This window comes from Bradyrhizobium sp. (genome assembly GCF_050014615.1).
GTDB lineage: Bacteria > Pseudomonadota > Alphaproteobacteria > Rhizobiales > Xanthobacteraceae > Bradyrhizobium.
Map to the genome: position 1 here is coordinate 13,677 of NZ_JBEKCZ010000014.1, position 11,263 is coordinate 24,939.

At 62.7% G+C, this 11,263-nt stretch carries 11 protein-coding genes; 3 read left to right on the forward strand and 8 right to left on the reverse strand.

The genetic code is table 11. The annotated features are described in order from the left end of the window. Window positions 1–51: 51 nt before the first annotated feature. Both ABR948_RS04005 and ABR948_RS04010 read right to left on the reverse strand, forming a co-directional pair. Window positions 52–1,305, reverse strand: a complete 1,254-nt coding sequence (locus tag ABR948_RS04005; protein WP_428114143.1) for a D-amino acid dehydrogenase — start codon at window positions 1,303–1,305, stop codon at window positions 52–54. Between the two features lie 127 nt (window positions 1,306–1,432). Further along, entirely contained in the window at window positions 1,433–2,317 is an 885-nt protein-coding gene (locus ABR948_RS04010) for a LysR family transcriptional regulator (protein WP_428114144.1), read from the reverse strand. A gap of 265 nt (window positions 2,318–2,582) precedes the next feature. Here ABR948_RS04010 and ABR948_RS04015 point away from each other — a divergent pair, with 265 nt between their 5' ends. Together ABR948_RS04015 and ABR948_RS04020 are read left to right on the forward strand one after the other, a co-directional pair. Continuing rightward, on the forward strand, window positions 2,583–3,782 hold the full coding sequence (locus ABR948_RS04015) for an MFS transporter (protein WP_428114145.1): 1,200 nt from the start codon (window positions 2,583–2,585) through the stop codon (window positions 3,780–3,782). A 15-nt stretch (window positions 3,783–3,797) separates the two neighbouring features. Beyond that, complete coding sequence (locus tag ABR948_RS04020) at window positions 3,798–5,264, forward strand: N-acyl-D-amino-acid deacylase family protein (protein ID WP_428114146.1); 1,467 nt, start codon at window positions 3,798–3,800, stop codon at window positions 5,262–5,264. On the opposite strand, the gene ABR948_RS04025 is transcribed toward ABR948_RS04020, so the two are convergent. The 3 genes from ABR948_RS04025 to ABR948_RS04035 form a co-directional block, all read right to left on the reverse strand. Next, window positions 5,261–5,758 (reverse strand): EVE domain-containing protein, encoded by a 498-nt coding sequence (locus tag ABR948_RS04025; RefSeq protein ID WP_428114147.1) that lies wholly within the window; start codon window positions 5,756–5,758, stop codon window positions 5,261–5,263. The genes ABR948_RS04020 and ABR948_RS04025 overlap by 4 nt on opposite strands. After that, window positions 5,755–6,126, reverse strand: coding sequence for a VOC family protein (locus ABR948_RS04030; protein WP_428114148.1), 372 nt, complete (start codon window positions 6,124–6,126; stop codon window positions 5,755–5,757). Before ABR948_RS04030 ends, ABR948_RS04025 begins: the two co-directional genes overlap by 4 nt. A gap of 101 nt (window positions 6,127–6,227) precedes the next feature. Beyond that, the gene (locus ABR948_RS04035) at window positions 6,228–6,917 is read right to left on the reverse strand and encodes a helix-turn-helix transcriptional regulator (protein ID WP_428114149.1); all 690 of its coding nucleotides are present in this window, start codon (window positions 6,915–6,917) and stop codon (window positions 6,228–6,230) included. Window positions 6,918–7,065: 148 nt separating this feature from the next. Here ABR948_RS04035 and ABR948_RS04040 point away from each other — a divergent pair, with 148 nt between their 5' ends. Continuing rightward, window positions 7,066–8,928 carry a tetratricopeptide repeat protein gene (locus tag ABR948_RS04040; protein WP_428114150.1) on the forward strand — a complete coding sequence of 621 codons (1,863 nt, stop codon included), beginning with the start codon at window positions 7,066–7,068 and terminating at the stop codon, window positions 8,926–8,928. 337 nt (window positions 8,929–9,265) lie between these two features. Here ABR948_RS04040 and ABR948_RS04045 read toward each other — a convergent pair whose 3' ends face one another. The 3 genes from ABR948_RS04045 to ABR948_RS04055 all read right to left on the reverse strand — a co-directional run bounded on the left by ABR948_RS04045 (window position 9,266) and on the right by ABR948_RS04055 (window position 11,237). Next, window positions 9,266–10,066, reverse strand: coding sequence for a CarD family transcriptional regulator (locus ABR948_RS04045; RefSeq protein WP_428114151.1), 801 nt, complete (start codon window positions 10,064–10,066; stop codon window positions 9,266–9,268). A 415-nt stretch (window positions 10,067–10,481) separates the two neighbouring features. Next, on the reverse strand, window positions 10,482–10,820 hold the full coding sequence (gene fdxA / locus ABR948_RS04050) for a ferredoxin FdxA (protein ID WP_159005189.1): 339 nt from the start codon (window positions 10,818–10,820) through the stop codon (window positions 10,482–10,484). A 147-nt stretch (window positions 10,821–10,967) separates the two neighbouring features. Further along, window positions 10,968–11,237, reverse strand: coding sequence for an RNA-binding S4 domain-containing protein (locus tag ABR948_RS04055; protein ID WP_428114152.1), 270 nt, complete (start codon window positions 11,235–11,237; stop codon window positions 10,968–10,970). Between the last annotated feature and the right edge of the window lie 26 nt (window positions 11,238–11,263).

Below are 11,263 nucleotides of genomic sequence, written 5' to 3' on the forward strand. Positions count from 1 at the left end.
CCCTGCGCACGCCGGGACGACTCGCTGATAAATCACGGCAACAAAATCGCGTCAGGTGTCGGCTAACCCGAACCCCTCGCGTGAAATCGCCGATTGGCGGCCCGAGACGAGGTCGCCGATCAGGCGCCCGGACGCCAGCGCCAGCGTAAATCCAAGCGCGCCCTGCCCGATGTTCAACCAGAGATTCCCGAACGGTGTCCGGTCGATGATCGGAAGGCCCTTCGGCGTCGCGGGACGAAGTCCGCACCATGCGACCGCTTTGTCGAAGTCGGCAACCCCCGGGAACATCGCGGTGGCTTCGGCGCGGAGCGTGGCGACCCGTCGAGGATCCATATCGGCGCGCCGGCCGGTGATGTCGGCCATCCCCGCTATCCGCAACCGGTCTCCGAGACGCGCATAGACCATCTTGCGCTCATAGTCTGTTATGCTGATGCGCGGCGCGATCGCTCCCGCGTCCAACGGCGCCGTGAGGCTATATCCCTTCAACGGGTACAGCGGCACGCGAATCCCCAACGTTGCGAGCAACGGCACACTCGACGCTCCGGTGGCGATCACGATGTGATCCGCCTTAAGATCTTCGTCATCAGCGGATGCCGTGACCCGCCGTCCGGACGTCCGGCGCAGCTGGGTGACGGTGGTCCCGAAACGGAACGCGACGCCACGCCTGCGTAACAGGCGCATCATTCCCACGCAGAATTGATAGCAGTCGCCGCTGTCTTCGCTGCCGGTGAAGATGCCTCCCTGCAGCTGGCCGGCGAGATGGGCGAGTGCCGGCTCTTTTGCAATACAGGCGTCAGCCTCCAGCGCTTCCTGCTCGCACCCCAGCGACCGCTGGTAATCCAGCAGATGCCGCGCCGCATCGAACGCGGCACGCGTCCGATAGACCACAAGCTTGCCGGCGTTGGCGTGATCAAAACTCAAATCGGGCTCGCCCGCGAGTAATTCGTCCATCAGATCGCGGCTAAGAAACGACAGCGAAAGCAAACGTCGCGTTGACAGCTCGCTTTGACGAAGGGTGCAGGCGCGCGCGAATTGCAGCAGCCAGCTCCATTGCTGGAGATCGACACGGGGACGGAAGCGAACCGGCGAATCCCGCCGCAAAAGCCAGTTCGGCAGTTTTGAAAGCACGCCGGGGGCGGCCAGCGGAGCGACGTAGCTATAGGAAAGCTGACCACCATTGGCAAAGCTGGTCTCGCTCGCAACATCGTCGTTGCGCTCGATGACGGTGACCTGATGCCCGTCGGCCTGCAGATACCAGGCCGTGGTCAGTCCGACGACGCCGGCGCCGAGTACGATGGCATGCATGGCCCAGTGAAGCTCCTGATGAACAGGTCGCCACTTTCTTCAAATGCCCCGGGAACGTCCAATATCGTTCGGCACACGGGATATAAACGCGGGTTATATCTCGCCGACCATGAATGGCGATGCTGCCCTAGCTCACCTGACGCAGGAACTTCATCAGACGGTCTGCGGCGCGCGGTGGCGGGCGCTCGTGCTGGGTCAGGGCATAAACATTCAGGCTGGAGGCAAGCTCCACCGGCCGCACCTGGATGTCCGAGGCGCCAGGCGGATAGTTGGCTGTGAACCCGTCGACCAGCGCGATGCCAACACGGGCCTGCACCAGCGACTTGGCCAGGGTATAGGTCTGTACCGAAATGGCACTTTTGGGGATGGCTCCGGCATCCTCCAGCCAGTTGGACAGGATGCCGCCGAGGTAATCATCGGCATCGATGGTGATGAGGGGTTGACCCATCAGCTCCTCGGCCCGCAACGGGCGGTTCAGCAGTTTATCGGGCCACCAGCCGGCAGGCGCGATCGCGCACAGGCTGCAACTTCGCAGCGGCGTGAGCACGAGGTTGGGATGCGAGACCGGACGCATCGTCAGGCCGATCTCGATTTCGTTGAGCAAAAGCGCCTGCTCGATTTCCCGTGTGTGGGCTACCGACAGATCGCATTTTGATTGCGGGAATGCCCGGCACCAGCGTGCCACGGCTTGTGGCAACAAATGATGAGCGAGCGCGGGGGTCGCCGCTATACGCAGCGGCCGGACCGAGCCATGCGAAAGACTGGCGGCGAGCCGCCGGATGCGCCGGAGCTGCTCATCGAAGGGTGCCAGTTCCCGTTGCAGCTGCAGCGCCTCCGGAGTGGGCACCAATTTTCCCTTGCTGCGCAGGAACAGCGGAAACCCGACCGACAGCTCGGCGTGTTGAAGGGTTTTGCTCACCGCCGGCTGCGAAACGTTGAGGATTTTGGCCGCACCATTGGTCGAGCCGGTCAGCATGACCGCGCTGAAAACTTCGATGTGTCGCAGGCGCACCTGTTTCCTCCGGAGCGTAACGCGGGGTCCCGGCGCGTTACATGTCAGTCCAGCTCAATGCTGGCGTGATTTGCATCATCAATGCCGCAGCGCCCCTATAACCCATGGTTATATCACGGGCTTCTCTTTTCATTGGGCGTGCCAAAGCGGCGACATCTACAGTCGCGTCCAACCAGACCGGCAGTCTGGCGCAACTGAACCATCAAATCCAGTTGTCTCGCATCAGGGGGATTTCGTGGGGTCGGGCTTTTCCAGATCGCAAAAGATGGCTTGTCTTTCTGGACTGTTTCTGGCCTGGGCAGTCGGATATGCCGATCGCATCCTGATGAGCGTTGCGATCATCCCGATCAGTCACGAGCTCGCCCTCGATCCGCGCCAGGCCGGCATGCTGCTGAGTGCATTTTATGTCAGCTATGCGCTGATGCAACTGGCGGGCGGCTGGCTGTCGGATCGCTACGGCTCGCGCATCGTTGTCGTGCTGTGCATCGTGATGTGGTCGGTATTTACCAGCGCCACCAGCCTGGCCTGGTCGTTCGCTTCGCTGCTGGCGATTCGCTTTATGTTCGGCGTCGGCGAGGGCAGTTTTCCTCCGGCCAGTTCGGTTACAATAGCCGAGGTGTTTCCAAAGCCGGAACGAGCGCGGGCGAAGTCGTTCCTGATCTCCACCGTGTTCCTTGGCAATGCCGCCGGCGCGGGCCTGATTGGCGCCACGGTCGCCTGGCTCGGCTGGCGCGGATCGTTTCACATTCTCAGCGCCGCCGGCTTTGCCGTCGCGCTGGTGCTCTGGTTTGCGTTGCGCGGCGGCATCACCGCACAGCGCGAGCGCGCCGCCAGCCGACCGCGTCAGATGTGGGGGTCGCTGCTCCGAACCTCGATGGCGTGGAAGCTGACGGCGATCTGGTCTTTTACCAGTCTGCTGTATATCGGCGTTCAGTCCTGGATGCCGTCATACCTGATGCAGACCTGGGGGGTTGATCTAAAGCAGGTCGGTCTTGCGACCATGCTCCCGAATCTGATCGCGTTTGCCGGAACCAACGTGGTCGGCCTGCTGCTCGACAAGCACGGCAAGGGCCGCGAGCGGCTGTTCATGGTTCTCGGCGCGTTGTTCAGCGCCGTATTTCTGGCGCTGATGATGATAACGGCCTCGATTTATCTGCTGCTGATGTATTGGACGCTGCTGCTGCTGGCATTCAACTTTGTCTATGCTACGGTTTTCGCGGCGCCGCTGCGGCACTTCCCTGAGCACTTGATCGGCAGCGCGACAGGACTGATGAATTTCGGCGGACAGATCGGTGGCTCGGTGGCTCCCGTCGCCATGGGTGCGTTGATCGCGGCGACCGGAGGGTCATATCTTGCGGCGTTCTGTCTCTTGCTGGCGTCTGCCGTCACGTCAGCCGTCATCGCCACAGGCTGGCGGCCGGACGGCGATTCGGCCGTCGCTGTCCAGCTTGCAGCCGCCAAATAAACACAGGAGTTCGCCATGACCGACGCTACGGCCCGCCCCTTCGACCTCCTGATTCGCGGCGGAACCGTCATTGACGGAACGCGCCAGCCCCGCTTCGATGCAGACGTCGCCATCCGCGATGGCATGATCGCGGCCATCGGCGATCTCTCAGGCGCGCCGGCGCTGGTGACGCTGGAGGCCGGCGGCAAGATCGTCGCGCCGGGCTTCATTGATTCCCATACCCATGACGACCATGCGGTGCTGTCCGACCCCGACATGATCTTCAAGATTTCGCAAGGCGTCACCACCGTGGTGACAGGCAATTGCGGCATCAGCCTCGCCCCGCTCAAGCCGGAATTGCCGCGACCGATGCCGCAGAGTCTGCTGGGTCAGTCCGGTGACGAAACGTTTCCTCGCGCGTTCGAACATTTTTCCGACTATCTGGACGCGTTGCGCCGCGCGCCGGCATCGGTCAACGTCGCCGCGATGGTCGGACATACGACGCTGCGCCTGATGACCATGGATTCGCTCGATCGTGCCGCGACATCGGAAGAAATCGCCGCGATGCGCGGTTTACTGGTCGAAGCGCTGGACGCCGGCGCGATCGGCGTCTCCACCGGCACTTACTACCCGCCTGCGGCGATGGCTCCCACCGAGGAAGTGATCGAGGTTTGCCGGCCCATCACCGGCACCGGCGCGGTTTACGCGACCCATATGCGCGACGAGGCGGAGGGCTGCGTCGACTCGCTGAATGAATCCTTCGAGATCGGCCGCGCGCTGAATGCACCGGTCGTGATTTCCCATCACAAGCTGATCGGCGAGGCGAATTTCGGCAAGTCGGCCGTGACCTTGCCGTTGATACAGGCGGCGATGAAGTGCCAGTGCCTGGCGCTCGACTGTTATCCCTATGCGGCCAGTTCGACCATGCTGCATACCGACGAGGTCAGGCTGCGTGGCCGTGTCCTGATCGCCGAATGCGAAAAGCATCCGGAATATGTCGGCCGCGACCTCGCCGATATCGCCAGGGAATGGCAGGTCAGCCGGCTGGAGGCGGCCCGGCGCCTGCAACCGGCGAGCGCGATCTATTTCATCATGGATGAGGGCGATGTCAGAAATATCCTGGCCTTCGAAGAGACCATGGTCGGCTCCGACGGCCTGCCCGGCGGCACCAAGCCGCATCCGAGACTCTGGGGAACGTTTCCGAGGGTTCTGGGTCATTACAGCCGCGATGTGGGGCTGTTTCCACTGGAGACCGCGGTCTGGAAGATGAGCGGACTGACCGCGAAAAACTACGGTCTGGCGAACAGGGGAACACTCGCTTTGGGGCAGCATGCCGATGTCGTCGTGTTTGACGCCGCGACCGTGATCGACAAGGCCACCTACGATACACCGACCGAACAGGCCGAGGGCATCGAGGCTGTCATCGTCAACGGCGCGCTGACCTGGCACCGTGGCGCGCACAGCGGCGCGCGCCACGGCCAGGTCTTGACGCGCAAGTCTTAACCCGCAGGTCTTGATTCATCGCGAAGTTCTTCCCTGATCGGGCCATATGATCTGGAAGTTCCTGCGGAAGATGGGGCGGACGCGTCCATCGCAGCCGCGATCATCGCCATGTCGTGCGCGGAAATTTCGAACAGGCCGAAGCGCAACTGAAATCCCCAATTACTTCGCGTTGTCGTGAATTGCAGCCTGCCGACCAGTGGTTTGATCGGCGCCTCCTCGGCCGTGTGCCAGTCGACGCTACGGCGGAACGGCGAGAAACCGCCGCCGATGTCCGCCTGATAGGCCAAGCCGTCGCGCACGACGCCAATCGCCGTAAACGACTGCAGTCGGTCGTTGCCGCGGAACTCGGTGGCCGGCGAGTAGTAAACAACCCTGTCGCCGGGCTGGATACGTTTGAGCGGCGCGGCCTTGCCGTGACAGACCTGCATGAATCCCTGACCGCGGCCGAGCCGGACATGCTCGGCGGAAGCCACCGCGACCCAGTTCCGGCTCATGCGGCACCGGGGACGAACACGCGCAGGCGATGACCGTCGGGATCGGCCGCCACGAAGGTATGGCCGAAATCCATTTGCACGGGCTCTTGCAGGATCGTCAGTCCGCGCTTCTTCCAGTCGTTGAATGTCGAGGTGACGGCGGCGACATCCGCGACCGTGAACGCGACTTCGCCGGCGCCGGCGTGCGCGGTGGCCGCGGGCTCGACGGTGTTGCGCGACCACAGTCCCAGCATCACGCTATCCGTCAACGGCAACATCGCGAAGGTGGGGGAGGAGTCAATGACGGGCCGACCGAGCAGATCGGCGTAGAAGCTGGCGCTGGCCGGCGGGTTCTCGACATAGAGCAGGACGAAATTGAAGTTTGGCATGGCGCTGGTCCCTTGATTGAACGTCGCTGCCGGAACGTGTGTCCGGGATAGGTTCAGTTTAGGAGACGACACTGCCAAAAACTGTCAGTAGTGATTTCGGGCTATTGTTCCGGAATTCCTTCGACCGCGCGCCAATCCTTCAGCAGGACCTGGCGGCGGCGCGGATAGCGTTTGTCCGTGACCTGCACCTTGCTGATGCGGTCGGTCCGGAAGTGGCGGAAACCCTGGCGCATTTCGCACCACGCCACGACGATGCGCACCCGCTCGAAGAAGCCCAGCGCGAACGGCCAGATGGTCCGCCGTGAATCGCTGCCACTTTTGTCGAGATAGCGGATGCGCAATTTGCGCTCACCCCGAATCGCCTGGCGGATGACCGGCAATTCGCTGTCACCGGCGGCCATCGCCTTTCGCGGCCCGATCAGAAGGCTTGACGTATCAAGGCTGGTTTTGAGGTCCGGCGGCAGCACCGCTGCGATCTTGGCCAATGCGTTGCGCGCGGCGGCGCTCAACGCCGCATCGGCACGGTCGGCCACCCACCGCGAGCCGAGTACGATCGCCTCGATCTCCTCTTCCGAAAACATCAAAGGCGGCAGCATGAAGCCGGGGCGCAGGACGTAGCCCACGCCGGGCTCGCCGTCGATATGCGCCCCCTGCGCGTTCAGCGTTTCGATGTCCCGGTAGAGCGTCCGGAGCGAAATGCCGAGCGCCCCGGCCAACACCGCACCACTGACCGGTCGGCGGTAGCCGCGAAGGTGCTGGATGAGATCGAGTAGACGCTGCGCGCGTGACATCGAGCCGCCCTGTTGTGAAGCGGGTCAAGGCTATCACGGAGTGCTGCCACTTTGTGTCAGCATCAACACTCGGAGCGAGACCTGCAACTCGACCGCGAGTCGAGAATCAGCTATCCGCAGCTATCTCAAGCGGTCGAAATGCGTCGATATGAACCGTCGTGAACGCCGGGCAGCCGGTGAGTCCAGGAAGACCGCTAAAAGTCCCGACGGCTCAACGCCGTCGGCTCTCCATGAACTCGGCCTCCGGCACATGCAGGCCGGCCGCCCTCTCGACGCACAGCTGTGCTGCGAGAGGGCGCTTGCGACAGACCCTCATCACGTCGACAGCCTGCACCTGATGGGCCTGTTGTCCCTGCAGGCCAAACAATACGACCTCGCCATCGAATGGATCTCCCGCGCCAACCGGCAAGATCCCAAGACTGCGTATCTCGTCAGCCTCGGCACCGCGCTCACACAGCAAGGACTCCACAGGGAAGCCTTCAAGGCGTTCGACGCGGCGGTCAAGATCACGCGCGACGATGCCGATACGTGGCTGCACCATGGCAACGCGCTCGCGAACCTGGAGCGGCCGGCGGACGCGTTGACGAGCTACCAGCAGGCGCTCAAGCTCAACCCGCGTCACGCCTATGCCGCCTATCGCTGCGGCGTTCTGCTGCGCGACCTGAACCGGATCGGGGAAGCCGTTTCCTGCCTCGAGCTAAGCGACCAATTGCACCCGAACAACGCCACGGTGCTCGAACAGCTCGGTCTCGCGCTGCACGACCTCGGCAGGTTCGAGGAAGCCTTGGCCGCCAGTTCGCGGGCGCATGCGCAGACCCCCGCCAGTCCCGAGATCTGCAATAATATCGGCGCGGCGCTATTGAAGCTGGGCCGGTACGAGGAAGCGCTGCCGTGGTTCGACAAGGCGCTTGGACTGCTGCCGGGCTCCATCACCGTGCTGATCAGCAAGGCCGCCGCGCTCGCCAAGCTGCTGCGGCTTGACGAAGCCTTTGCCGTCTACGCGCAGGCGAATGCGGCCGATCCCGGCAATGCCGACATCACCTTTCTGATCTCCGAGCTTCAACTCCTGACCGGCGATTTCGCGGCCGGCTTCGTCGGGCGTGAAGCACGGTGGAAGACCCGTGTTACCAAGGGCTACCCGAACCTCTCTCAACCGATGTGGCTCGGCCACGGTCCGATCGAGGGCAAGACGATCCTGGTGTTTGCCGATGAAGGACTGGGCGATACGATCCAGTTCGCGCGCTACATCCCCTTGCTGGCCGCGCGCGGCGCGCGGGTCATTTTGTGGGTGGACGACCCGCTCGCGTCCCTCTTGTCCGGACTGTCCGGCGTCTCCCGGCTCCTGGTAAAATCGGACCCACTGCCCGCCTTCGACCTGCACTGTCCGATCTGCAGCCTGCCACTCGCGTTCCGAACGCGGCTCGAGACGATCCCGGCCGACGTCTATCTGCCGCGGCCCGCGCAGGCACGCATCCAGGCTTGGGAGAATCGCCTCCAGAATACCCTCCAGAATCCCCTTGGCCCGCGCCGCAAGCTGCGGGTGGGTCTCACCTGGTCCGGCAATCCGAAACACTGGAACGATTACAACCGGTCGTTACAGCTCCGGAAGCTGTCGGGCCTGCTCGATCTCGACGCTGCTTTTGTCAGCCTGCAGAAGGACCCCAGGCCGGACGACAGGGCGCAGCTCGAGCGGACAGGCATCATCGACCTGACCGCGCAACTCACCGACCTCGCGGAGACCGCGGCCCTCATGAGCTGCCTCGATCTCGTGATCACGGTCGACACCGGCGTCGCCCATCTCGCCAGCGCGCTGGGCCGTCCAACCTGGATCCTTCTGCCCTACACACCTGACTGGCGCTGGCTGCTCGGCCGCGACGATAGTCCGTGGTATGGAAGTGTGCGCCTGTTCAGGCAGAACCAGAGCCGCGATTATGCGCCCGTGATCGAGCGCGTGCGCGAGGCGTTGCAGCCGCTGCTATCGGCGTTGTCTTCGGGCTCACCCCCCGAATAGCCGAGAGCGTGAAGCCACCGCCACGCAATATCGACGCGAATGATCCTGAGCGGACGTGGGCTGCGAGCTCGCAAATATAGCGATCGCGCTAGTCTCAGATCGTCGTCCCTGCGAAAGCAGGGACCCATAACCACCGGCGTCAGCGGTTAAGCAAGGTCGTTAAACAGCGAGTCTCACAACAAGCGACACGGCGCCGCGATGAGCGCGTTGCGCTCACGCTAGGGGTCCCCGCGTGCGCGGGGACGACTCGCTGATGGATTTCGCCATCACAACAAACAAAAAGCCCGGTCTTTCGACCGGGCTTTTGATTGTCAGGGATCGTGGATCGATCGGTGGCTTACGCGGCTTCATCCGCGACGGCGGCATCGTCGCCATCGGCATCGGCGTCGCCATCCGCTTCACCGTCGGCCTCGACTTCGGTCTCGGCCTTGGCACCGCGGCGCGGGCTCTTGGCGAGCTGGCCTTCGATTTCCTTCACCGCCTCGGTTTCCGTCACATGCTGGACCACGGCGATTTCCCGCGACAGGCGGTCGAGGGCGGCTTCATAGAGCTGACGTTCGCTGTAGGACTGTTCGGGCTGCGAGTCCGAGCGATACAGATCGCGCACCACTTCGGCGATCGCGACGATATCTCCCGAATTGATCTTGGCCTCGTATTCCTGCGCCCGGCGTGACCACATCGTGCGCTTGACGCGCGCGCGGCCCTTGAGCGTTTCCAGCGCGCGCTTGACCAGCGCCGGATCCGACAGCTTGCGCATGCCGACATTGGCGACTTTCGCGGTCGGCACCCGCAGCGTCATCTTGTCCTTCATGAAATTGATCACGAACAGTTCAAGCCTGGCGCCGGCGATTTCCTGCTCTTCGATCGCCAGGATCTGGCCAACGCCATGCGCGGGATAAACCACGAATTCGTTGGTCTTGAAGCCCTGACGCTGGGTCAGGGGCTTCTTCGGCTCCTCGACACGCGGAGCCACCGCCACCGGCTTGACGGCAGGCTTGGCGGCAACGACAGGCTTGGACGCGACCGCTGCCTTGGGAGCGGCGATCTTCGGAGCGGTGGTCTTGGGAGCAGCGATCTTCGAAGCAGGAGCCTTCGAAACGGTCGCTTTCGCGGCAGTTTTTGCAGTCTTGTTTGGCATTTCGCTTCTTTTGTTCTTTGAGGATTTTGCAGCCGGGGCCTTGGTGGCTTTCCGGAATTCCTTGGGAGAAGTCCGGGCACGGCTCTTGGTTGCACTACGGCTTACCGCAGCGGCTTTTTTGGAACCCTTCGAAACACTCTTTTTACGCGTTTTCTGTGACACAGCCTGCGCGCGGAACTGCCACGCCCCTGTTCGATGTTTTCACGGGAACCCATTGGGGCCATCAAGCGGGCTGACGGGTTCGGCTTGTTAATGTGCCCAATATAGCACATTTCCTGCGAAAATCAATGGTTTATGCCCCGTCCGGGGCCCATTGAAGGCCATTTCGGCCACATCACGGCGATTAGGGTTAAGCCGATGGGTGGAAAAGACAGTAACTGCCTCGGCCCCGTCAGCCAAAAAGACCCCGCCTGGGTCAGTCGCCGGTACCAGGGGCCGGAGAAAAATATTTTTCGAACTTGCCTTCCATGCCCTCGAAATCCTTGGCGTCGGCCGGGGATTCCTTCTTCTGGGTGATATTCGGCCAGCTCTTGGCGTATTCGGTATTCACCTCGAGCCATTTTTCCAGGCCCGGCTCGGTATCCGGCTTGATCGCGTCGGCGGGACATTCGGGCTCGCACACCCCGCAATCGATGCATTCGTCCGGATGGATCACCAGCATGTTGTCGCCTTCGTAGAAGCAGTCTACGGGGCAGACTTCAACGCAATCGGTATATTTGCATTTGATGCAGGCTTCAGTGACGACGTAAGTCATCCAGGGCTCCGGAACGGTCAATTTTGATCAGTAATTTTCTGGGGTTTGCGTAGCGCAGGAACTGCGCAGCCGCAAGTCAAGCAACAGGCCCCGCGAGAGGCTTTCCAGGCCATCCTGCGCCGGCGGAATGGCCTTGGAAACAAGGAACTACTCCGGCCGGTCCTGCAAATCGACATAGAGCCCGCGCGCCGCCGACGCATCGCCCCGCCGCGGCGCAAATCCGATGACTTTTAGAATGCGCACGGTGCGATCGAGCCCGATCGTCAGCACATCGCCGGCTTTCACCGCATGGCCGGGCGCCTTTTCGCGCGCGCCATTGATTCGGACATGACCGGCCTCCACCAGCGCGGCCGCGCTGGTGCGGGCTTTGACCACCCGCGCGTGCCACAACCATTTGTCGAGACGCTGGCGCTCCAAGCCACACCACTTCGAGAAATAGCGAG